Origin of the sequence: Streptomyces pacificus, assembly GCF_011766325.1 — a bacterium.
Classification (GTDB): Bacteria; Actinomycetota; Actinomycetes; order Streptomycetales; family Streptomycetaceae; genus Streptomyces; species Streptomyces pacificus.
Genome location: NZ_BLLG01000009.1, coordinates 20,665 through 44,388, shown reverse-complemented (window position 1 = coordinate 44,388; position 23,724 = coordinate 20,665). Strand labels below are relative to the sequence as shown.

Here is a 23,724-nt window from a genome sequence, read left to right as displayed (position 1 = left end):
CGACGCGTCACCGGATGCGTGACGGGCCCGGAGTCCGGGCCCGTCACGCATCCGGGCCGAAGGGGCGTGCCTCGGATCCGGGCCAGTTCCGCCCGGCACGCGCGCCGGTTCCTCAGGCATCGCCAGTCTGACGCCGTTAGGCTGGAGCCTCCAGAGGAGTCGGCTGAGGGGGAGGCCGGGTGGACCCTACGGCCGTCGGCACCAGGATCGCATCCGGCCTGGTGGGTCCCATGGTGAAGCGACTGTTCGCCCAGCAGGGTCCGGGCGCCGGGTTGGTCGACAGGCCCGTACGGCTTTCGGCGCTTGTGTCCTTCCGGGGTGAGAAGCGGACACTCGGTGACGGGGAGCTGCGCAAGCTCGTCAAAGCGACGGTGGACCGAGCGGTGCAAGAGACGGGCGAGGCTCCGATCGGCGAAGGGGAGTCGGCTGCCGTCGCACGGGCGCTGGAACGGACACTGACAGCACTGGGCGACCTGGACATGGACGATGTTCAGGCAGTACGGCTTGGGCACGAGGCGCTGGCAGACAGTCTGCACGCGGAAGCTGGCGGTGACGAGCTCCTGCTGCACCTGAGCCGCGACTCCGAGTTGCTGTACTTCCGTCTCCTCACCGGTGCCTGCCTGCATATCCTGCACTTCTTCACCCAGCGCTCGACCTTCGTGCCCCGCACCCTCGTCGAACAGAGCCAGCGGCTGGACGAGCTGATCCGGATCACCGGCATCCTGGCCGAGCGCCTGACCTCGCGCACCGCGCAGGACGCGGCCTTCGAGCAGCGGTACGCGCGGTACATCGCCACCAGGCACAGCAGCGTCACCATCTACGGCATCGACCTCGACGAGCGCAGCGACTGGCCACTAGACACGGCGTACCTGAGCCTGGAGGCGGACCGGAGTGCCGAGGGCTGGGAGGAGCCCGGCCAGAGGTTCGGCGCACACCGTCTTCCGCCCGCCCCCCAGCCCGTCGAGCAGGCCCTGGCGGGGCACGCACGCGTGCTGCTGCGCGGCGTCGCCGGCTCCGGGAAGACCACACTCGTCCAGTGGCTGGCCGTGACGACCGCCCGCCAGAAGGAGCTCCCAGGGCGGCTCGCCCATCTGATGGGCCGCGTGCCCTTCGTTCTCCCCCTGCGCACCCTGACCCGGGGCGGGGCCCGGCTCCCCGCCCCCGGCGACTTCCTGAGCGCGGTCGGCTGCCCGCTCACCGGCTCCCAGCCGCACGGCTGGGCGGACCGGGTGCTCGCCGCCGGGCGCGGGCTACTGCTGATAGACGGCATCGACGAGGTACTGGAGCAGGAGCGGGGCCGCACCCGGCGGTGGCTGGCCGACCTGCTCGCCGCGTTCCCGGGCAACCTGTGCCTGGTGACCTCGCGTCCCTCCGCCGTGCGGGCCGAGTGGCTGTCCGGTGAGGACTTCACCGAACTCACACTCTCCCCGATGAGCCGCGAGAGCATCGCGGTGTTCGTCGGCCGCTGGCACAGGGCGGCGGACGCGGACCCGGCGCTGGGCAGGCGTCTGCTGGACGCAGTCCGCACCAAACAGGACCTGGGTCGGCTCGTGACCAACCCGCTGATGTGCGCCCTGGTCTGCGCCCTGCACCGCGAACGCCGGGGATTCCTGCCGCGCGGCCGCAAGGCCCTGTACGACGCAGCGCTGTCCATGCTCCTGGAACGCCGGGACCGTGAACGAGACCTGGCCGTCGAACTGGATGAGGAATCCCAGGTCGAGCTGTTGCAGCGGCTCGCCTACTGGCTGATCCGCAACGGCCGGGCGGAGATGGAGCGAGCGACCGCCGTGCACCAGTTGGAGCGGCTGCTGCCGTCGATGCCGCACGTCGCCGAACAGGGCTCGGCCCAGGACGTCCTCCGGCACCTGCTCGTCCGCAGCGGCCTGCTGCGCGAACCGGCCACTGGGGCCGTGGACTTCGTGCATCGCACGTTCCAGGACTACCTGGGGGCGCGGGCGGCCGTGGAGGAGCGGGACTTCGACGTACTGATCGCCCATGCCCATTTGGACCAGTGGGAGGACGTGGTCCGGCTGGCGGTCGCGCACGCGCGGCCGGGCGAGCGGGCTCGGCTGCTGACCGGGCTGCTGGAGCGGGGGGACCAGGAGGAAGAGCACCGGACGCGGCTGCATCTGCTGGCGACGGCCTGCCTTGAGCACGCGGCGAAGCTCGACCCGGGGGTGCGGGAGGAAGTGGAGCGGCGGGCAGGGGAGTTGATTCCGCCGCGCAACTTCGGCGAGACCCGCAGCCTGGCGGACCTCGGGCCGATGGTTTTGGAACTGCTGCCCGGTCCGGAAGCGGTGGAGGACGGGCTCGCCGCGGCCCGGGTCGTCCATACCGCGGCCTTGGTCGGCGGTGATGCCGCCCTACCGCTCCTGATTCGGTACCGGGAACACGAGAGCGAAGACGTCCGCATCCAACTCGGCCTCATCTGGGACAGGTTCGACACCGAGGCATACACGCACGAAATCGTCCGGCACCTGCTGAAGTCGCCGAAGACCCCCGTCCACGTCCGTACGCCGGAACAGCTCGCGGCACTGGGCAGTCTTGGCGGTCACGGGAGTGTCGATCTCATCGGCGACTTCACCCCTGCCCAGATCCGGGAAGCGTTCGGCACGCGACAGGCCCGGAGGCTGGGGCTGGCCCTCAACTCCGCCACCGATCTCAGGTTTCTGTCGCGGTATCAGGATCTGCGCGCGCTCTACCTCCAGGGATGTCCAAACATCTCATCCCTCGACTCGCTGTCCCGGCTGCCTCTGGAAACGCTCGTCCTATTCGATCTCCCCGAGGTCGAGGACCTCAGCCCCATACGCGAGCTCACCGGGCTCACCACGCTCAGTCTCGGTTCTGGCACGCGGTGGCCGGGGCTCGGAGTGGTGTCACGAGAGGCGCCCCTGCAGTGCCTGTTCCTCTCGCCGGACGCGCATGACCTCTCCTCCCTGGTCGAGTTTCCATCCCTGAACCAGATAGGCCTGGACCTGGGCGTCCCGCTCGCCCCCGAGGACTGGGAAGCCATTGCGAGCCTGGCGAAGCTCCGCGTCCTCAGCCTGAATCCCACCGAACTCGCCGACCTGGAGTCCACGGGCCTTCGCCTGGACGGTGTCGCCTTAGTCCACCTGATCAGCGACGGTGCGTCAGTGGACCTGAGACCCGTCGTCGCGGCTTTCCCGTCCATGACCACGCTGCAGGTACACAACACCGTGGATGTCGATCTGGCTCCCTTGGCCGCCCACCCCCGACTACGCGAGGTGTTCACGACCCACGTCCGCGGCCTTCTGAACGCCGACACTCTTCCCGGGGCCGTGCAGCTCAACTCCCGTCCTGTCAACAGGGTCGGGACGCGGTGATCACGGAGGTCCGTCCGGGCAGGGCTGCCGAGCCCCAGAGCGGGGGCCTTGTCGCCGGCGCGTGCGATCAGGAGCAGGCCGCGGCATCCGCGGCACCTGGTCTGCCGGCAGATCCCGGTAACGTCGGCAGACGCCTGTAAACGCCCCGACGGCCCGTGCGCTACCCGCGCCCCCTCCGCTCCCGCGGTCCCGGTATCGCCGGACCGGACTGGGCAGAGCGGGGCGGAGCGGGGCGGAGCCCGGGTTCCGGCCCCGGCTGGGGCGCCCGCGCCCGGACCGGGCGGCGAGCCGCCCGGTCCGGTCCGTCGTCAGGTGCCGACCAGCTCCCGCTCCTTGCCGCCGTCCCCGGCAGGGGCGCCCGGACCGCCCAGTTTCTCGCCCTCGACGTCCACGCTCGGCAGTGCGCGGTCCAGCCAGCGCGGCAGCCACCAGGCCTTGCCGCCCAGCAGCGCGAGCACCGCCGGCACGATCGCCATCCGGACCACGAAGGCGTCGAAGAAGACCGCGATCGCGAGGCCGAAGCCGATCATCTTGACCATCTGCTCGCTGGAGCCGATGAAGCCCGCGAACACCGCGATCATGATGACCGCTGCTGCGGTGACCACCCGGGCCCCGTGCCGGAAACCGGTGACGATCGCCTGGCCCGGCCGCTCGCCGTGCACGAAGGCCTCTCGCATTCGCGTGACCAGGAACACCTCGTAGTCCATGGCGAGCCCGAAGACCACACCCACCATGAAGATGGGCATCATCGACATGATCGGGCCGGTCTGCTCGACGCCGAAGAGGGAGCCGAGCCAGCCCCACTGGAAGACCGCGACGACCGCGCCGAGGGCGGCGACCACCGAGAGCAGGAAGCCGAGTGCCGCCTTCAGCGGTACCAGGACGGACCGGAAGACCACCATGAGCAGCAGGAACGCCAGTCCCACCACGAGCGCCAGATAGGGCGCCAGGGCGTCGTTCATCCGCTGCGAGAAGTCGATGTTCATCGCGGTGGCGCCGGTGACGTGCACGTTGTCGCCGGTGGTGTCGCGGATGGTGCGGACCAGGTCCTCGGTCTCCGTGGAACTGGGCCGGTCCTCGGGGATCACCGTGATCATCGCGGTGTCGCCGGCCTTGTTGTAGGTGGCCGGTGTGACGGCCGCGACCCCGTCGAGCGCCGCGATGTCCTTCGCCGTGCCCTCCGCCGCCGCCTTGTCGCCGTCGACGACGACGAGCAGCGGCCCGTTGAAGCCGGGGCCGAAGCCTTCGGAGAGCAGGTCGTACGCCTTGCGCTGGGTGGTGCTGGTGGGCTGGGAGCCGTCGTCCGGCAGGCCCATCTCCAGTGACGCGGCCGGCACCGCCACGGCTCCGAGGCCCACGACGGCGGCGAGCAGCACGGCGACCGGGCGCCGCAGGACGAACCGGGCCCAGCGCGTACCCATGTTGGGCTTGTCGCCCGCGGGCGCGGTCTGCTTGCGGACCTTGCGGCCCAGCACCCGCTTGCCGGCGAAGCCGAGCAGGGCCGGGATCAGGGTGAGTGCGATCAGGACGGCGATGGCGACCGTGCCGGCGGCCGCGAAGCCCATCTTGCTCAGCATGGGGATATTGACGACGGCGAGGCCGACGAGCGCGATGACCACGGTCAGTCCGGCGAAGACGACGGCGGAGCCGGCCGTGCCGGTGGCCCGACCCGCGGCTTCCTCGTGGTCGCGTCCCTCCGCCAGTTCGGCCCGGTAGCGGGAGACGATGAAGAGCGCGTAGTCGATACCGACGGCGAGCCCGATCATGGTGGCGAGGGTGGCCGTCGTGGAGCCGAGGTCGAGGGTGTTGGCGAGGGCCGTGATGGTGGAGACGCCGATGCCGACCCCGATGATGGCGGTGAGCAGCGGAAGTCCGGCCGCGACCAGCGAGCCGAAGGTGATCACGAGGACCACGGCGGCGACGCCGACGCCGATGACCTCGGACGCGCCGGTCTCCGGGGCGGCCAGCAGCGCGTCACCGCCGATCTCGACGGTCAGCCCGGCGTCCCTGGCCTTCTCCCCGGCCTCGGTGAGGGCCTCCCGGTCCTCGTCGGTCAGCTCCATCCCGCTGACCTTGTAGGAGACCTGGGTGTAGGCGATGGTGCCGTCCCGGCTGACCGCCTTGGCCTGGTAGGGGTCGACGACCGAAGCGACCTGGTCCGAACCGGACTTGAGGTCGGCGACGGCCTTTTCGACCTCGGCCCGGTGGGCGGGGTCCGTCATCTTCTCGCCGTCGGGCGCCTTGAAGACGACGCGTGCGGTGGCGCCGTCCGCGCTGGTCCCGGGGAAGCGCTCCTCGAGCAGGTCGAAGGCCCTCTGGGCCTCGGTACCCGGTATGGAGAAGGAACTTGACGCGGCGGTCGGCGCGGAGGAGGCGGCGACCCCGGCGAGGGCGAAGAGCCCTACCCAGAGCAGCGCGACAAGCCGTCGCCGCCGGAAGGCGAACCGCCCGAGTTTGTAGAGGAAGGTGGCCACGAGGAGATCTCCCGGTCAGGTCGTAGGGGTGAGGGGCAGGTTTGACCAGCCCGACGACGTGAGCGGTGCGCGTCAGGTGGGACGGTGCGGAACTGCGGGGCGGGGAGGGGGTCGCGCGGGATCGCGGGGTGGTTCACGCAGGTGCCTCGCGTGAGATGAGCTGCGTGAGATGAGCTGCGCGGGACGGGCTGCGCGGGATGGGGATGGTCTCGCGCGGGGCCGGGCGGGGTGGCGGGGTAGGGAGAGGCAGGCAGGGTACGTCAGTCGCCTCCGGCGGGAACGCCAAGGGCCGGGAGTACGACCGCGTCCAGGTACTCGTGCAGGACGGTCTGGTGCATGGGCTCGTCACTGATCAGCGGATGGGCCACGAACGCGCCCACCAGCATGTGCGACACGTACTTCAGGGCGGGGGTGTCCGCAGAGAGCTCACCGCGGGCGACCGCCCGCTGCAGCAGTACGTCGAGTCCGGTGATCTCGGGCTCGATGAACAGCTCGCGCAGCGCCTGCCGCAGGTCGTCGTTCTCGTGGACCGCCCGGGCGAGGCCGCACATCAGCGCGTTGTCCCGCTCCATCTGGCCGTCGTCCGCCTGGGAGACCATCTCGTGGAGGTCGCCGGGCAGACTTCCGGTGTCGATCCGGGAGATGTCCACCGGCTTGCTGTTGCGCAGCGACATGGCGACCAGTTCGGGCTTGCTCCCCCACTGGCGGTAGAGGGTGGCCTTGCTGGAGCGGGTGCGTGCGGCGACGGCGTCCATGGTGAGGGCGTCGTAACCGACCTCGCGCAACAGGTCGAGCACGGCCTCGTACAGCTCGGCCGCGCGCTCGGGCGTGAGTCTGCTGCGAGCCATGACCAACCTTCCGAACGAAACGGTTTCGTACACGACGAAGGTACCGCACCGCGATGCGAAACGAAACCGTTTCGTACGTGTCCTGGGCCACAGTCGCACCGCCCGGGAAAGACCGCCCCCACAAGTTGCCGGGCCCTCCTCGCGCGGAAAGCATTTAGGGGTGAGCCACGACGTCGCGTATCTCCGCTTTCCGCATCTGCACGACGACTTGCTGTGCTTCGCAGCCGAGGACGACCTCTGGATCGCCCCCCTCGCCCCGGCGGGCCGGGGTCCCGGCCGGGCCTGGCGGGTCACCGTCGACCGGACCAGGATCGGGCACCCCCGCTTCTCCCCGGACGGCAGCCTCATCGCCTACACGAGCTGGCGCAGCCTCGATCCCGAGGTGCATCTGGCACCCGTCGGCGGCGGCCCCGCACAGCGCCTCAGCTACTGGGGCTCGACCGACACCCGGGTCTGCGGCTGGGACCCGGACGGCAACATCCTCGCGGTCTCCTCGCACGGCCAGCCCTTCTCCTACTTCTCCTGGGCCTACAAGCTGCCCACGGACGGCGACCCGGGCAAACGCCTGCCCTGGGGGCCGGTATCCGACATCTCCGTCGCCGACACCGAAGGACAGCACCGCACCCTGCTGCTCACGGGGAAGCCGCCGCACGAACCGGCCGGGTGGAAGCGCTACCGGGGCGGCGCCATGGGGCGGCTCTATCTGCACGGCGAACGGCTGCTCGCGGACATCGGCGGCCATCTCGACTCCCCGATGTTCGTGGGCGGTCGCATCGCGTTCCTCTCGGACCACGAAGGCGTCGGAAACCTTTACTCCTGCCTGCCCGACGGCACCGATCTGCGCCGGCACACCGACCACGACGCCTTCTACGCACGACACGCCTCCAGCGACGGCAGCCGGGTCGTCTACCAGTGCGCCGGCGACCTGTGGATCGTGGAGGACCTGGCGCCCGGCTCCCAGCCGCGGAAGCTGGACGTCTGGCTCGGCGGCCCGCGCGCCGGACGCCGGCGCCACCAGGTCCCCGCCGCCAGCAATGTCGCCGGCCTCTCCGTCGACACCACGGGCCGGGCCAGTGCGGTCGTCGTACGCGGCAGCCTGTACTGGCTGACCCACCGCGACGGGCCGGCCCGCACCATCACCGACACCCCGGGCGTACGGGTACGGCTGCCGGTGATGCTCGGCAGCGGCGGCGGACAGGTCGCATACGTCACCGACGCGGACGGGGAGGACGCCGTCGAGATCGCCTACCTGCCCCGGGCCAGCGGCGACCGGCCGCCCAGGCGGCTGGCGTCGGGGCGGCTGGGCCGGGTGCTGGAGATGGTCTCCGACCCGGCCGGTGAGCGGCTCGCGATCGCCTCGCACGACGGGCGGCTGCTGCTGATCACGGTGCCGGAGGAGGAAGAGGAAGGGGCCGGGGAGGTACGGGTGGTGGGGACCGCAGGCGAGGGGGATTCCGGAGACGGGAAGGACAGAAAGGGCGGAAGGCACGGAAGGCACGGAAGGCACGGAAGGCACGGGAAGGATGGCGAAGCGGGCGGCGCCGGTACGACCGGAACAGGCACACCCGGAACGGTCAAGCCCGAAACAAGCACGCCTGGAACGGACACACCCGGAACAGACACACTCGGAACAGTCACACCCGGAACAGACCCGAGCGACACCGAGGGCTCCGGCGACGGCCTCGTCACCGAGCTCATCCGCTCCGTCAACGGCCCCGTGCGCGATCTCGCCTTCTCCCCCCAAGGGAGCTGGCTCACCTGGTCGCACCCCTTCATCGGCCGCACCCTGCGGCAGATCAAGATGGCCCGCATCACCGGCCCCGGCCCCCGCACCGTCGTCGACGTCACCAACGGCCGCTTCGAGGACGAGTCCCCCGTCTTCACCCGTGACGGCCGCTATCTGGCGTTCCTGTCCTGGCGCGGCTTCGACCCGGTGTACGACGTGCACACCGGCGACCTGTCCTTCCCGCTGGGCTGCCGCCCCTACCTCGTACCGCTGTCGTCGGCGACGCCGTCGCCGTTCGCGCTGCTGCCCGACGGGCGGCCGGCGGCCGGCGGGCTCGACCCCACGGAGGCCGACGTCGGGGAGGGCGCGGCGATGGTGGAGGTGGAGGGGCTGGAGAGCCGGGTCACACCGTTCCCCGTGGCCGCCTCCAAGTACTCCTCACTGCACCCCGTGGCGGGCGGCGGGCTGGTCTGGCTGCGGTGGCCGATCTCCGGCGCGCTCGGCGAGACGTTCGCCAACCCCGCCGACCCCTCGCACCGGCCGACCCTGGAGTACTTCGACATCCCGAAGGCGCGCAGGACCGAACTCGTCGCGCACCTCGACTGGTTCGCGGTCAGCGGCGACGGTTCCCGGCTGGTGGTCTTCGACGACGGCGAGCTGCGTGCCGTACCGGCGACCGAGTCCGGCGACGGTGACTCCACCGTCTACCTCGACATGCGCCGGATCCTGCACGAGGTGGACCCGCCCGAGGAGTGGCGCGGCGCGTACGAGGAGGCCGGCCGGCTCATCCGCGACTACTTCTGGGACCCGGGCATGTGCGGGATCGACTGGGACGCCGTGCTGGAGCAGTACCGTCCGCTGCTCAAACGGGTCGCCTCCCCCGACGAGTTCGCCGACCTGCTCCGTGAGGTGCTCGGCGAACTCGGGACGTCGCACGCCTATGTCACGCCCGCGCGCCGCAACGAGGGGCCCCCGCACTACCAGCGGGCCATGGGACTGCTCGGCGCCAACCTGGCACGCAGGGACGAGGGCTGGACCGTCGTCCGGATCCTGCCCGGCGACTCCTCGGACTCCAAGGCGCGTTCCCCGCTGGCCGGTACCGGGATCCGCGAAGGCGCCGTGCTGACGCATGTCGAGGGACGCCCGGTGGACCCGCTGACCGGCCCCTACCCACTGCTGGCCGCAGCAGGGGGAACGACCGTGGAACTGACCTTCCGATCGGCCGACGGCGAGGGCCCGCCGCGGCGGGTGGCCATCGCCCCGCTGGTCGACGAGCGCCCCCTGCGCTACCAGGACTGGGTCGCCAAACGGCGGGCGGTCGTACGGGAGATGAGCGGAGGTGCATGCGGCTACCTCCACATCCCGGACCTCGGCGGCTCCGGCTGGGCGCAGTTCAACCGCGATCTGCGGATAGAGGTGTCGCGGCCGTCGCTGATCGTGGACGTGCGCGGCAACGCGGGCGGCCACATCAGCGAGCTGGTCATGGAGCAGCTGAGCCGCAGGATCCTGGGCTGGGACCTCACGCGCAACGCCCAGCCGGTCTCGTACACCTCGAACGCCCCGCGCGGACCGATCGTGGCACTCGCGGACGAGGCGACCTCCTCCGACGGGGACATGATCACGGCGGCGTTCAAACTGCTGGGCGTGGGACCCGTGGTGGGCCAGCGCACCTGGGGCGGAGTGGTCGGGATGACCGGACGGCACCGGCTCGTGGACGGCACGGTGATCACCGTGCCGATGAACGCCGCATGGTTCGAGGCGTACGGCTGGTCGGTGGAGAACCACGGCGTCGAGCCGGACATCTTCGCCGAACGGCCGCCGCTGCACTGGGCCGAGGGCAAGCGCACCGATCTCGACACCGCGGTGCAGCTCGCGCTCGACCGGCTGGCGCAGGATCCGACCAGGACACCTCCGGGGTACGAGAACGCCCCCGACCGGCGCCGCCCTCCACTGCCGCCACGGCGCTGAACGACGGGACTCGGGGGACGCGACGCGGCGGCCGCGCCCCACGGCCGGATCCACGGGCAAGGGGCGCACCCCGTCCACCGGGTGCGCCCCGGCCGGCCCCCGGGGCCTCGACCAGACCGGCATGTGCATGTGCATGTGCATGTGCGGATATTCCATGCGCTTCGATCAGTTACGCTCCGTACGTTCCCGCTCGTCAGCGGCCCCGCCGGCACCCACGAGCCCCGTCCGCATCCCGCTGAGCCGCGACTCGACACGCGCCATCTCCCGCCGGCCGGCCAGCCCGACGAGAGCCGGCAGGCCGCCGCGGACCGACTGCATCCCGCGCAGCCACCACTGCGCGTACACATGGGCGGAGCGCCGTTCGATCCCGGCGACGAGCCGGTCCACGGCCGGGCCCGGCGGGTAGGTGCGGTTCGACGGCCACGGGAGCCGCTGCCGCAGGTCCCGCATCACGTCGTGCAGGTCGGCCCCGCGCACCATGTCCGTGTCGGTCCAGGACAGATACCCGACGCCCACCTTCACGCCCTTGTGGCCCACTTCGGCACGCAGGCTGTGGGCGAAGGCCTCCACTCCCGACTTGGAGGCGCAGTACGCCGTCATCATCGGCGCCGCGGTGATCGCGGCGAGCGAGGCGATCTGGAGGTAGTACCCGCGCGACTCGACCAGCAGCGGCAGGAAGGCCCGGCAGGTGACCGCGCTCCCGACGAGGTTCACCTCGATCACCCGCCGCCACGCCTCCGGGTCGGAGTCCGCGAACGGACCTCCCGTCGCCACACCGGCGTTGGCGACGACGATGTCGACCTTGCCGAAACGCTCCCCGACCTCGGTGGCCACCCGGGCCATCGCCTCGTGGTCGGTGACATCGGCGTGCCAGTGGCCGCACTCGCCGTGCAACCGCCCGGCGACCGCCTTGAGTTCCTCCGGCTCCAGGCCGACGAGGGCGACCCTGGCCCCGCGCGCCGACAGCTTGCGGGCCAGCAACTCGCCCACGCCTCGGGCGGCTCCGGTCACCACGGCAACCTGTCCTTCGAGACCGACCCTGGTCATACCGCCTCCTCCTGCGTCGTACGGGTGCCCGGCCCCGCGGGGCCTCCCGCGCCGTCAAACGGCCCCGCTGCGCGGCGGCCTCCCGTACCGCAGGGCAGTGGCGCGGCGCGTCGGCCCACCGCACCGCGAAGCGGCCCCGCAGTGCGGCGCCCTCCTCCGGAACCATTCATGTGCCCACCTCCGGAACCGCTCACGCACCCACCTCCGGGACCACTCGCGTGCTCTGCTCCGGAACCGCTCACGCGCCCTCCTCCCCCACCGCCGCGGGTGCGACTCCGCTGCTCCCGGCAGCCCGGTCCGCGACCGCGGTGCGGGGCGCGCGGATCACCTCGTACTCGGAGAGGTCGACCGTGCGCGTCTGCCGCCGGAACTCCCCGGTCGTACCCGGCCAGAGGGTGGTGTTGCGGCCGCTCGCGTCGAGGTACCAGCTGGAGCAGCCGGTGTTCCACACGGTCCGCTTCATCCGCTCCTGGACCCGCCGGTTCCAGGCGCGGACGGCGGACGGCCGGGCGCCGAGCGCGACCCGGCCGCCGAGGACGTCCAGCTGGCGCAGATAGTCGGCCAGGTAGTTCAGCTGGGACTCGATCATCAGGATCATCGAGCTGTTGCCGAGGCCCGTGTTGGGGCCGATGATCGTCATCCAGTTGGGGAAGCCGGCCGCCGTGGCACCGCGCAGCGACTCCATGCCGTCCTTCCAGGTCTCGGCGAGGGTGCTGCCGTCCGCGCCCACCACCCGGTCGGCGATCGGCAGGTCGGTGACCCGGAAGCCGGTGCCGAAGACGATCGCGTCGACCTCGGCCGCCGCGCCTCCTGACGACACGACCGTGGAGCCGCGCACCTCGGCCAGCCCGGAGGCCACGACCTCGACATTGGGCCGGGCGAGCGCGGGATAGTAGTCGCCGGACAGCAGGATCCGTTTGCAGCCGATGCGGTAGGACGGGGTCAGTTTCGCCCGCAGCGCCGGGTCCTTGATGGACTTGGCCATGTTGGCCTTGGCCAGCGACTCGACCAGGCCGAGCCGTTCCGGACGCTTGGTGAACGCACTGACCTGCAACTCCCTGATGCCCCAGAGCAGTCCGCGGCGGATGGTGGCGGTGAGCGGCAGCAGGCGGTGCAGCCGGCGCTCGCCGTCGCCGATGGCCCGGTCCATCCGCGGCATCACCCAGGGCGGGGTGCGCTGGAACAGCGTCAGCTTCGCCACCAGCGGCTGGATCGCCGGCACGATCTGGATGGCGGACGCACCGGTCCCGATCACCGCGACCCGCTTTCCGCGCAGGTCGTAGTCATGGTCCCAGCGCGCCGAGTGGAAGACCCTCCCCGGGAATCCGTCGAGTCCGGGGATGTCGGGGACCTTGGGGTCGGACAGCGGTCCGGTGGCGGAGACCACGACGTCGGCGGTGAACGCGCCCCGCGAGGTCTCGATCTCCCAGTGCAGTTCGCCGGTGTTCCAGCGCATCATCAGCACGTCGTGGCCGAAGCGGAGGTGCGGGCGGATCCCGAAGGTGTCGCTGACGTGCTCCAGGTAGCCGCGGATGTGCTCCTGCCCGGAGAACGTCCGGGGCCAGTCCGGGTTGGGCGCGAAGGAGAACGAGTAGAGGTGGGACGGCACGTCGCAGGCGCAGCCGGGGTAGCCGTTGTCCCGCCAGGTCCCGCCGACCGAGTCGGCCCGCTCCAGCACGACGAAGTCGGTGATCCCCTCGCGGCGCAGCCGGACGGCGGCACCGAGACCGCCGAAGCCGGACCCGATCACCGCCACGCGCACGTGCTCGTACCGCTGGCTCATGCCGCCTCCCGGCTCCCGCAGACAGACTCCCACCGAACCATGCCAGCAACCACTGGCACGATGGGAGGGTAAAGCCTCCGCATACCGAGCGGTAGAGGTGGGACCGAACCGGTTACCAGCGGTACAACATACGCTTGCGGGCGTGACGGACAAGCAGCGCACGGATCGCGGCACCCGCGAGTACCGCATGGGGGAACTGGCCGAGCGGGCCGGGATCACGGTGCGCACCCTGCGCTTCTACCGCGAGCGTGGGCTGATCCCCCCGCCCCGCAGGGAGGGCCGGATCGCCTGGTACGACGACCACCACCTGGCCCGGCTGCGGACCATCGCGGCCCTGCTGGAACGCGGCCACACCCTCAGCGGCATCGCCGACCTGGCGTCCGCTTTCGACAGCGGGCGCGATGTCGGCGAGGTGCTGGGCCTCGGGGAGCCCAGCGAGGAGACACCCGTCCGGCTCACCCCGGAGGCCCTTTCCGACTACTTCGAGGGCGAGACCACCGCGGAGAACCTCTCGGCGGCGCTCGACCTCGGCTATCTGGCCACCGACGGCGACGAGCTCGTCCACATCAGCCGCCGGCTGCTCGACGTCTCGTCCGCACTGGTGAAGGAGGGCGTCCCGCTCTCGGCGGTCCTGGCGGCCGGCCGCGAGGTACGCGGCCACGCCGAGGCGCTGGCCTCCCTCTTCGTCGAACTGCTGCGTCCCCACGCCGCCGAGGGTGACCTGCAGCGCCTGCGCCCGCTGGCGAAGAGCGTGGTGGACGCGGAGCTCTCGCTGGCGTTGGACCGCCGCCTGCGGGGATCCTGACCGGTGGGGCCGGGCAGGCGGGCGCACCGCAGGGGGCCGCCTACCCCCTCCCGGGCCCGTCCGCAGCACGGGTCCCGGCAACACCGCAGGTCCCGACCGCACCACGGGCCCCGACCGCAGCACGGGTCCCGACCGCAGTGCCGTGCCGCCGCACCCGCCCGGTGCGGCGGCACCGCGAGCCCGCGACGGCCGCACGGGCGACCCCACGACCAGGGGTGGCGGACCACCGGTCACCCCGCCCTGGGTCGAGGGCTCGGCCCGGGGCCGGAACCGCGGTCCGGAGCGGAGGTCCGGCACCGCGGGCCCGGCGTACAGGCCCGGCACCGCGGGCCCGGCACCGCGGGCCCGGCACCGCGGGCCCGGCACCGCGGGCCCGGCACCGCGGGCCCCGCGTGGAGATCAGGCACCGCGGGCCCGGCGCTACGACTCGAAGACCGCCGTCACCGGCGCGTGGTCGCTCCACCGCTCCGCGTGGCTCGCGGCCCGCTCCACATACGCCTTCACACACCGCTCCGCGAGGCGCGGGTTCGCCACCAGCAGATCGATGCGCCAGCCGGTGTCGTTGTCGAAGGCGCGGCCCCGGTAGGACCACCAGGAGTACGGGCCCTCCTGCTCGGGGTGCAGGGCGCGGACGACGTCCACGTACCCGCCACCGGTCTCGCCGTCCGCGTACACCCGGCCGAGCCACTCCCGCTCCTCGGGCAGGAAACCGGAGTTCTTCCTGTTGCCGCGCCAGTTCTTCAGGTCGGCCTCCTGGTGGGCGATGTTCCAGTCACCGCATACCAGCACATCGCGGCCGTCCGCTGCCGCACGCTCCCGCAGATCCCTCAGATACGGCAGGAACGCGTCCATGAAGCGGTACTTCTCGTCCTGGCGTTCGGTCCCGACCTCACCCGAGGGGAGGTAGAGGCTGGCGACCGTGACGCCGGGCAGATCGACCTCGGCATAGCGTCCGCTGCCGTCGAACTCCGCGCTGCCGAACCCGGTCCGCACCGCGTCCGGCTCGCGCCGGGTGAGGACGGAGACGCCGGCGCGGCCCTTGGCGGCGGCCGGGACATGCGCCGCGTGCCAGCCCTCGGGGCTGCGCACCTCGTCGGGAAGCTGGTGGGGCTCGGCCCGTACCTCCTGGAGGCACACCACGTCGGCGGGGGTCCCGGCCAGCCACTCGACGAAGCCCTTCTTGGCGGCGGCCCGCAGCCCGTTCACATTCACGCTGGTCACAGTGAGCACCCCGGAACAATAACCGGAGAGCCGGCCCGCATAGATGTACGATATCCTGCATGGATATCCGGCGGACGCGCTTCGACCACCCCGACGCCGTCACACTCAACGACCAGGTGCAGCTGGAGTACGCCGAGCGCTACGGCGACGAGGGCGATGTCACACCCCTGGACCCCTCGATGTTCGTCCCGCCGCGCGGACTCTACCTGCTGGCCTACGACGGGCTCGGCCGCCCGGTCGCCTCCGGCGGCTGGCGCACCCAGGACGAGAACGCCGAGGGGTACGCGAACGGCGACGCCGAGCTCAAGCGGATGTACGTCGTCCCCGGGGCGCGCGGCCTCGGCGTGGCACGGCGCGTCCTGGCGGCACTGGAGGAGGACGCCCGCACGGCCGGCCGCACCCGCATGGTCCTGGAGACCGGCACCGCCCAGCCCGAGGCCATCGCGCTGTACGCCTCGAGCGGCTACGAGCCGTGCGCCAAGTTCGGCCACTACCGCGAGCACGAGAGCAGCCGCTGCTTCGCCAAACCGCTCACCCCGCACTGAGCCCGACGCGGGGTATCCCTCGGCACCCCGTCGATGAACCGCCTCAACAGCCGCACCCGTCCCGGCAGTCAGGGCGAGAACAATAGCCCTGGCGCGCTCCTGACAATCTCGTCGGGCCGTGGCAATCTGCCTCACGAACGTCGATCCGCACCGTTCTCATCCCCCACCTGCCCCGGCAGAAGGAGACATGCGTGAGACGCCATCGCACAGCCGCAGCGGTCCTGTTAGCCGTCGGCGCTCTGCTCACGGGCGGCCTGACCGCCACCACCGCCGCCCACGCCGCCACACCGGACCCGTCCCCCGCCCCGAGCCCCGCGGCCCACCACGCCACGGCCGCCGAGCAGCAGAAGGCCCGCACCTTCTGGACCGCCGAGCGGATGCGCGCGGCCGCCCCGCTCGACCTCACCCTCGGCGCGGACGCGCTGAAGACCCTCAAGGCCCCCGAGCCCGGGGCCGTGACGACGACCGTCGCCCCGACCGCCTTCCCCCAGGCGGGCGGCCCCTGGACCGGTGGCGGCGCCGTCGTGAAGACCTCAGGCCGGCTCTTCTTCACCTTCCAGGGCCGCAACTCGTCCTGCTCGGCCAACGCCGTGACCAGCCAGAACGGCAGCACCGTCATGACGGCCGGCCACTGCGTCAAGTACCAGGGAAGCTGGCACGGCAACGTCGTCTTCGTGCCCGCCTACGACAACGGCCAGGCCCCGTACGGCCAGTGGACCGCCACCAAGACGCTGACCACCCCGCAGTGGCAGGCGACGGAGGACATCAACCACGACATCGGCGCGGCCGTGCTCGCCCCGCTGAACGGCCAGAACCTGACCGCCGTCACCGGCGCCCAGGGCCTCCAGTTCAACGGCGGCTACAACAAGCAGATGTACGCCTTCGGCTTCCCGGCCGTGTCCCCGTACGACGGCTCGAAGCTGATCTACTGCAGCGGAAACAGCTCCAAGGACTGGCTGTTCACCCAGGACCACAGCCTCGGCTGCAACATGACCGGCGGCTCCAGCGGCGGCCCCTGGTTCACCGGCTTCGACGAGACGGCGGGCACGGGTCTGCAGGTCTCGGTGAACAGCTTCGGCTACATCTTCCTGCCGAACCGGATGTTCGGCCCGTACTTCGGCGATGAGGCGAAGGCGCTGTACGACACCGCCCAGACCTCCTGACCACAGGGGCCGGCGGGGGCCGCCCAACTCCCCCGCCGGCCCGCCGGACGCAGACCGCAGACCGCAGACCGCAGACCGCCGTGACCGTGCACCGTGCGGGAACGAGAGCGAGCGCGGCCGGCAAAAGGGGGCAAAAGGGCACGGCGGGTACGCAAGCGCCGCGGAGCCGGCGGAAGTGAGCGCGCCGGGCCGGGTACGGGACCCTGGAGACACGAGACCGGCGGGTACGGCAGCGCCGTCGAGCCGTTCAGGGAAGCGGCACGCCGCGGGCCGCCAGCCAGAGCGCGTACCACTCCTCGTGGTCGAGGTCCGGCTCCCGCCGCGCGGCCTGCCCGCACGCGCGGATGCGCTCGGGGCTGGCGGTGCCGATCACCGGGGAGATCCGCGCGGGGTGGCGCCGCAGCCACCACAGCAGCACCGTCTCCGGTGTCACGCCCTTCCGTTCGGCGAGGGACGCGACGAGCCCGGCCGCGGCCTGCTCCTCCGGCGTCTCCTGCCGCCCGGTGAAGCGGCCCTGCGCCAGGGCGCCCCAGGCCTGGATCTCGATGCCGTTGTCCCGGCAGTACTCCAGGGTGCCGAAGGGGAAGCCGTTCGAGGCGGCCCCGGGGGTGTTCACGACCACCCCGGCCTCCAGCCAGTCGCGCCGCTGCAGACTCATCTCCAGCTGGTTCGCGACGAGCGGCACCTCCAGCCGGGCCCGCAGCGTCGCGATCTGCGCCGCCCCCATGTTGGACACCCCGAACCGCCGCACCAGGCCCTGCCGGTGCAGCGAGGTCAGCGCCTCGGCGATGTCGTCGGGGTCGGCGAGCGGGTCCGGCCGGTGGAGCAGCAGCACGTCGATCACATCGGTGCGCAGCCGTGCCAGACTCTCCTCGACCCGCCGCACGACGGTCCGCCCGCGCAGGTCGTAAATCCCCGGGCGCTCCCCGTCCGCGAGCCGGATACCGCACTTGGTCTGCACGACGATCCGCTCCCGCAGCCCCGGAGCACGGGCCAGGACCTCGCCGAACACGGCCTCCGCCTTGCCGTGCCGGTAGATGTCGGCGTGGTCGAACCGGGTGATGCCGATGTCCAGCGCCGCCTCGACCGCCGCCTCGGCGGCGGCTATGTCGCCGGGGCCGTACGGTGCGGCGTCCCATGTCCCGCCGAGCCCCATACAGCCGTACAGCAGCCGATCACCCGCGACGCCTGCCGTGCCTGGCGCGGCTGCCGTGCTTGCCCTGCCTGCCGTGCTCGCTGTGCTGGTCGTGCTTGCCGTGTCCGTCTTCGTCGTCACCCGGCGACCCTACTGGCCACGGCTACGCGGAGGCGGCGGGAGGGTGCGGGTGGCCGCTGCCGTCCCTGCACACACAGGGGACGCCGAACCCGACGGGGACACGACAGGGACACGACGGGAACGGACCCGACAAGGGCACGAGGGGGTCGCCTTGCACGAGGGGGCGGGCTCACAGGCCGCCCACCCCCTCATGATGTGCCGAGCCGCCCGGACCGCCCGCGCTCAGGGCCGATGCCGGCCCACGGCGCCCGGGGCCGCCGGTCGCCCCCGGCGGGCGGGTCCCGGGTCAGCGCCCTCGCGGCTCCTTCACCGTGGGAGCGCCACCTCCCTCGGCCACCACCCGAGGCCCGCCCTCGGGGCGCACACCGCCATCGCGGTCACCGCATTCGTCACCGTGTCCGGCGGCTCGTCCGGCGGTCGGTTCGCCGGGGTGGTGGTCGCCACTGCCGGTGCCCCCGTCGGAGCGGCCACCGGCACCGGAGAGCCGCATCCCCCGGGACTCGGCGACCCGCAGGGCATCCGCCAGGCACTCGGCGAGCCGGACACCGGCGTACTGGACCTCGCTGTACGGGGACATGGGATCCGCCAGAACCTTCCCGGCGTCCGCCAGGACCTGCCTCCCCACCGCCAGTTGCGTGGCCTCCACCTCGTCGGCGAACCGCGACAGATAGCTGCCCGGGTCGTCGGTGACCAGATGGCACGGTTTGCCCTCCGGGGACGACCACGGCAGCAGACGCGCGGCAGCGGCGGGGCCGAGGGCGGCGAGGGGCGAAGCGCCCCGACCCCGAGCGGGCGCGGAGGTCGTCGCCGAACGCGTCGGCGGGTTCGTGGGAGTCTCCATTCAGGCCATCACCCCTTCGGCACCGATCACATGCCGGTCGAACTCGATGCCCAGGTCCGCGGCGAGGGCGAGCCTCCGCCGCCGCTGGAGCACGCCCTCCCGGTCGCACGCGAGGAGATAGGGGCGTACGAGGGCACTGGCCCCGCCGTCCAGCGGGGCGCCGAGCCCGTACGGTGACCGGGCGGCGGGGAGGCGGTCGGCAAGCCGGCAGGGACGGATCGCGTCCGTCCGTGGTGCGATTGCCGGGCGCGCCCGGCGTGCGCCGTCGCGATGGCGCCCGGCGCCGGGGCCGAACACCAGCCCCAGCAGCCACGCGGCGGGCCTGCGGATAAGGTCGTGCATGTCGACGCTCCTCGAAAGCGTTGGCCGTGCCCCGGGGCCCTGCCAGGCCGCCGGGGCTTTCGTTGTCCCGACCCACTCTGCACTAGGAAGCATAAGGTAGCAACCTGATGCATGCTGATGCATCAGGACGTTGCCGTATGTGGTGCGCTGCTACGAGGCGTCTTAGCGTGCAGAACATGGCAGATGACCGCGACTGGAGGCCCGACCCGGCGAGCCACGTCTACGTGTACCTCCAGGTCGTGCACCACATTGCCGAACAGATCCGTAACGGCCGCCTTCCCGTGGGAGCACGGCTGCCCGCCGAGCGCGACCTCAGCGAGCAGTACGGCGTAGCCATCAACACCATCCGCAGAGCCGTCCGCGAACTCCGCGATCAGGGCCTCGTCATCACGGTTCCCATCAAGGGCACCTTCGTACGAGCAGAGCGGCCTCGACCCACCCCACCCGCACCTGACGAGCCGACCGACTGACCTTCCGCGGCCGGCGGTCCGACTGCCCCGGGCGAGGACAGCCGCCCCACTCGGCAACACACTGCCGTCGCCACCGTACGACCCGGACGCCCAGCGTCGCGGGGAAGCGCTCACCGGCGGTACCCCGGCACGCCCCACTCCTCGCGGCCTCCACCGCAGGCGCCGCTCCACCCCGTCGACGAACAGCGCGACCGTCCAGGCGACCGGGATCCCCTCAGCCCAGCAGCGCTCGTACGACATCGGGCCGGTTCAGGGCCGCGGCGCACCAGGCGAAGTGCCCGTCCCTGCCGTCGGCGTCGTACGCGTTCGCGGTGACCAAGGCGTACGCCGCGCGGTAGACCAGGAGCGCCTCCCGCTCGCAGCCCAGGCGCTCCTCGATCCGCGCGTACAGATCGAGTTCGGTCTCCAGGGCGCGCTCCCCGTACATGTCGAAGACCGAAGCGGCGACCGAGGCGTCGAACACCGGGTCCCCCTCGGTGGTGAGGAAGCCCCAGTCGAGGACCGCGGTCGGGGTACCGGCGGGATCCACCAGGACGTTGCCGGGAGTCAGGTCGCCGTGGACGACGGACCGCCGGCCGCTGTCGACCTCGCGCAGTCGGCACCGCAGCGCGATCACCTTCTTGTCGAGGTCCTCGACGGCCGGTTCGAGTACACCCCTGAACCGGGAGGCACGACGCTCGGCCAGCGCGTGGAGGGCCTCGGGAAAATCCTCGGCCGCCTCGTAGAGCGGGACCGCCTCGTCCATGACCGGCAGAGCCCGCCCTTCGGGCAGCGGCCCGCACTTCGCGAGCCGGGTCAGCACGTCAAGGAGCGCCGACCGGGCCCCGCCCGGGGTGATGCGGCCGGATTCCAGGCGGTCGGCCAGGGGCGTGCCGACGAGCCTGCGCTCGATCGTGACGCAGCGGCCCTCGACGAGGCGGACCTCGTGGATGCGCGGCACCGCGAACCCGAAGGGGACGCCGACGAGCACGTCGTAGAAGACCCGGGTCCGCCGCAGGGTCGCCGCCGACTCGCCGAACCAGACCTTGGCGACCCGGTCCCGGCCGATGTCGTAGACGAGCCCTTCCATTCCCTGCCCGATCAGCCGGGGCTCCTCGTCCCGGGTCCAGCGGCGCACGAGACGGGTCGCCTCGTCACGGGTGAGCGCGGCGGGGAAGTACATCGGTCCTCATTCTTCCGGGGATTCGTACCCTGCTCGGGGCGGGGCGGGGCGGTCACCACGCTATGCGACACGGGGGGGGCGGCTGGAGCAGGCGAAAGCGGGGCGAGCGGGTGCAGAGGAAGGGTTCGCCGGGCCCGCGTCGGCGCGGTCCCGGGCCGGTAGTCCGAGCTGTGCGGATCGTCGCGGGCTCCGCCCGCCCCAACGCACCGCTCCGGCATCCGCCCTCGGCCCTCGGCCCTCGGCCGCGAGACACCACGGCTCTGAGCAGCATCTGCCGAGGGGGAACCTCGATGGTCGGGTAGCCCGGGACGTCTCATGTCGCGCTTTCTCTGACCGGGCCCATGCACCTCGCAGATGAGGGCGTCCGCGATCACTACGCTTCCGCCCTTGCGGCCGGTGACGCTGAAGCCCGCTTCCTTGGCGTCGGCAGTCACGCTCCTGGCCTGCTGCTGGATGCGCTTCAGCTCGGTGTGCGCGTCATCGAGGACACTGAAGATGCTCTGCGCCTCCGCGTGGAGGTCCGCGAACTCCTTCACCGTCTTGCCGACGAAGTCCCGGGTCACACCCGCGTTGACGCCCTCCCACCGTGCCTTGCCAGCCTTCGCCTTCATACCGTCGCGAGCCTCGCCGCCGAGCCGCTGCATCTCCCCGGCCACACGCTTCCAGTCGGTGACCGCCGTCCCCAGTTTGCCGAGGTCGACTTCCATGAGCTCGTTGTAGCCCATGCAGTGGTCCGGCAGCCGACTCTCCGACGCCGATTTCGAGTCCATTCCGGCTGCCCCGGGCCGCGACCTGTATTCCGTCCCCACACCACTCGACATGGAGCGGCATCCACCGGCCAACCTCTGATCGGGCAGCATCACAGCCACACAGCACCATCACCAGCCCCGGGCGACCGAGGCCGGTTCGCATGCCCCGGCAACGGTCAGATGCCTGACCAGCAACCCGCCAGACCCGATACGCCGCCATCCACCACCCCGAACAGGCATCGAACGCCCCCGAAACGACGAAGATCCCGCCCGATCTTGCGATCGGACGGGATCTCGTCACCATTCCTGAGCGATTCCTGAGCTAACTCAAGCACGGCCGTGCGTGAGGTGTTCACGAGTGGGTCTGCCCAGCATCGGAGAAGCAGTCTGAAGGTCGCTTCCCAGTTGGCCAGAGATCGTTTCCCACCATCAGCGTCGCCGAAAAAGCTGTCGACTCCCATTAGCTGGTGACGTCCTCGCTGTCCTGGTTCTCGACTCGATCTGATTCTCCGAGGTCGGTGGCTGCTACCGGTGTCCGCCCACGGCTACCAAGGAGGCAGCCGATCGCGGCGATGGCCGCTGCGGCCCCGGCAACGAGTAGCAGGACGCGGTGGTCCACGACCACAAGCAGACCCGCTCCGGCAGCCAGGGCAACGGCATTGGGGGCATAGAGAAGAGTGTTGGCGGTGGCCGCCACTCTGCCCAGAAGATTGTCCGGGGACTCACGCTGGACGGCCGTCAGAGCTGCGATCAGCACGCAGGGCAGCCCCGCGCCGATCATCGCACTGGCAAGCAGAACAACTGGCTCCGAGGGAATGACGCGCAGGGCGACGCCCACTGCGAAGAGTATGATCCCGGCTGCGGCGAAGACCCGTTCGGGCATCCGACGCAGCAGAGCACCGGCGAACAGCCCGATGACCACGGAGCCGATGCCCTGCGCGGCGTAGAGGACGCCGGCGAAGGCGGGCGGACGGTGAAGACCGGTATCGACCACCGCATAGACCGACGCTCCGTTCAGCCCGGCCACGCCCATGGTTGCGGCCCCAGCCAGCACCAGCCGCCATAGAACCGGGTGGTGTCGCAGATAACGGATTCCCTCGACGGCCTGGGCGCTCCATCGTTGGGCTTTAGCCGGGTGGGGCACGGGTTCTGACACGCGTATGAGGGCGAAAGCTATGGCGGCAAACACGAAGGTGAACGCGTCCAGCAGGGCCACTGCGGTGCCGCCGAATTGGACGAACAGAAACGCGCCCAGAAGTGGGGCGACCAGTTTCATGCCCTCGTTCGCCGTCATCCGCAGGCCGTTGAAGTCGCCGCGCAGTCTCTCCGGTACAGCGGTCGCTACCAGTGCGGCCTCAGCCGCGTCCAGCAGCACCGAGCTGGTGCCGTACACGATCAGTACAGCAAACAGAATCCAGATCTGGTCGCTGGAGTGGACGGTGAGAAGCGGCAGCAGTACCGCGGCCATGCCGAGATTGGTCCAGATCAGCAATGGACGCCGGCGCGCCCGGTCGGCCAGAGTCCCGATCAGCGGGCCGAACAGAATGGGAGCCCATACGCAGAAGGTCGTCAGGGCCGCCAGACTGTCCGATCCGGTGAGCGACTTGGCCCACACACCGGCTGCCAGGGCCATAGCAGAGCTACCGAAGCCCGAGACCACCACACCGCTCAGGTAGAACAGCACATTGCGGTCGCGTAAGACCCGCCCCCCGCCCCAGCCCATCCCCTTGACCCTTCCGCCGTCATCAGGACCCGGGCGTCCCCGCCCGGCGTACGGAAAACATTCTGCCCGCGAGCATCAGGGCGGAGGCAGGCCGTGCCCGTAGCGGTGAGCCTTGACCGAACATGAGACCCGCTGTGGTGAGCGGGAGTTGCCTATCTGCGGTTCGCTGCGAGCGCAAGGCGATCACGGGCGGTCGATTGGGGACATCTGCGGTCACCCTCTGCGATCTTGCTATGC

Annotated in this window: 16 protein-coding genes; 6 read left to right on the top strand and 10 right to left on the bottom strand. The window is 71.3% G+C overall.

Going from position 1 to position 23,724, the window contains the following annotated elements:
• Positions 1–179: 179 nt before the first annotated feature.
• Positions 180–3,344: an NACHT domain-containing protein gene (locus SCWH03_RS16400; protein WP_371872687.1), complete on the top strand. Its 3,165-nt coding sequence runs from the start codon at positions 180–182 to the stop codon at positions 3,342–3,344.
• Positions 3,345–3,652: 308 nt separating this feature from the next.
• Here SCWH03_RS16400 and SCWH03_RS16395 read toward each other — a convergent pair whose 3' ends face one another.
• Together SCWH03_RS16395 and SCWH03_RS16390 are read right to left on the bottom strand one after the other, a co-directional pair.
• The gene (locus SCWH03_RS16395; protein ID WP_173264999.1) at positions 3,653–5,818 is read right to left on the bottom strand and encodes an MMPL family transporter; all 2,166 of its coding nucleotides are present in this window, start codon (positions 5,816–5,818) and stop codon (positions 3,653–3,655) included.
• A 260-nt stretch (positions 5,819–6,078) separates the two neighbouring features.
• On the bottom strand, positions 6,079–6,666 hold the full coding sequence (locus SCWH03_RS16390; RefSeq protein WP_173264998.1) for a TetR/AcrR family transcriptional regulator: 588 nt from the start codon (positions 6,664–6,666) through the stop codon (positions 6,079–6,081).
• 160 nt (positions 6,667–6,826) lie between these two features.
• Between SCWH03_RS16390 and SCWH03_RS16385 the strand changes: the two genes are divergently transcribed.
• Positions 6,827–10,360: a S41 family peptidase gene (locus tag SCWH03_RS16385; protein ID WP_173264997.1), complete on the top strand. Its 3,534-nt coding sequence runs from the start codon at positions 6,827–6,829 to the stop codon at positions 10,358–10,360.
• 165 nt (positions 10,361–10,525) lie between these two features.
• Here the strand turns inward: SCWH03_RS16385 and SCWH03_RS16380 are convergent, their stop codons facing one another.
• A complete protein-coding gene (locus tag SCWH03_RS16380) occupies positions 10,526–11,407 on the bottom strand; it encodes an SDR family oxidoreductase (RefSeq protein ID WP_173264996.1) in 882 nt (293 codons plus the stop codon).
• A 238-nt stretch (positions 11,408–11,645) separates the two neighbouring features.
• Positions 11,646–13,190: a flavin-containing monooxygenase gene (locus SCWH03_RS16375; RefSeq protein WP_173264995.1), complete on the bottom strand. Its 1,545-nt coding sequence runs from the start codon at positions 13,188–13,190 to the stop codon at positions 11,646–11,648.
• A 187-nt stretch (positions 13,191–13,377) separates the two neighbouring features.
• Between SCWH03_RS16375 and SCWH03_RS16370 the strand changes: the two genes are divergently transcribed.
• Entirely contained in the window at positions 13,378–13,995 is a 618-nt protein-coding gene (locus SCWH03_RS16370; protein WP_173265152.1) for a MerR family transcriptional regulator, read from the top strand.
• A 420-nt stretch (positions 13,996–14,415) separates the two neighbouring features.
• On the opposite strand, the gene SCWH03_RS16365 is transcribed toward SCWH03_RS16370, so the two are convergent.
• The gene (locus tag SCWH03_RS16365) at positions 14,416–15,225 is read right to left on the bottom strand and encodes an exodeoxyribonuclease III (RefSeq protein ID WP_173264994.1); all 810 of its coding nucleotides are present in this window, start codon (positions 15,223–15,225) and stop codon (positions 14,416–14,418) included.
• A gap of 50 nt (positions 15,226–15,275) precedes the next feature.
• On the opposite strand from SCWH03_RS16365, the gene SCWH03_RS16360 reads away from it, so the two are divergent.
• Both SCWH03_RS16360 and SCWH03_RS16355 read left to right on the top strand, forming a co-directional pair.
• Complete coding sequence (locus tag SCWH03_RS16360) at positions 15,276–15,761, top strand: GNAT family N-acetyltransferase (protein ID WP_173264993.1); 486 nt, start codon at positions 15,276–15,278, stop codon at positions 15,759–15,761.
• A 191-nt stretch (positions 15,762–15,952) separates the two neighbouring features.
• Positions 15,953–16,924, top strand: a complete 972-nt coding sequence (locus SCWH03_RS16355) for a trypsin-like serine peptidase (protein ID WP_173264992.1) — start codon at positions 15,953–15,955, stop codon at positions 16,922–16,924.
• Between the two features lie 247 nt (positions 16,925–17,171).
• Here the strand turns inward: SCWH03_RS16355 and SCWH03_RS16350 are convergent, their stop codons facing one another.
• The 3 genes from SCWH03_RS16350 to SCWH03_RS16340 form a co-directional block, all read right to left on the bottom strand.
• The gene (locus SCWH03_RS16350) at positions 17,172–18,092 is read right to left on the bottom strand and encodes an aldo/keto reductase (RefSeq protein WP_308788878.1); all 921 of its coding nucleotides are present in this window, start codon (positions 18,090–18,092) and stop codon (positions 17,172–17,174) included.
• 394 nt (positions 18,093–18,486) lie between these two features.
• Complete coding sequence (locus SCWH03_RS29100; protein ID WP_254076794.1) at positions 18,487–19,041, bottom strand: hypothetical protein; 555 nt, start codon at positions 19,039–19,041, stop codon at positions 18,487–18,489.
• Positions 19,042–19,383: a hypothetical protein gene (locus SCWH03_RS16340; RefSeq protein WP_173264991.1), complete on the bottom strand. Its 342-nt coding sequence runs from the start codon at positions 19,381–19,383 to the stop codon at positions 19,042–19,044. It abuts the gene before it with no gap.
• Between the two features lie 176 nt (positions 19,384–19,559).
• Between SCWH03_RS16340 and SCWH03_RS16335 the strand changes: the two genes are divergently transcribed.
• A complete protein-coding gene (locus SCWH03_RS16335) occupies positions 19,560–19,853 on the top strand; it encodes a GntR family transcriptional regulator (protein ID WP_173264990.1) in 294 nt (97 codons plus the stop codon).
• A 214-nt stretch (positions 19,854–20,067) separates the two neighbouring features.
• Here the strand turns inward: SCWH03_RS16335 and SCWH03_RS16330 are convergent, their stop codons facing one another.
• Both SCWH03_RS16330 and SCWH03_RS16325 read right to left on the bottom strand, forming a co-directional pair.
• Positions 20,068–21,015, bottom strand: coding sequence for a phosphotransferase family protein (locus SCWH03_RS16330; protein WP_173264989.1), 948 nt, complete (start codon positions 21,013–21,015; stop codon positions 20,068–20,070).
• A gap of 1,209 nt (positions 21,016–22,224) precedes the next feature.
• Complete coding sequence (locus SCWH03_RS16325) at positions 22,225–23,487, bottom strand: MFS transporter (RefSeq protein ID WP_173264988.1); 1,263 nt, start codon at positions 23,485–23,487, stop codon at positions 22,225–22,227.
• Between the last annotated feature and the right edge of the window lie 237 nt (positions 23,488–23,724).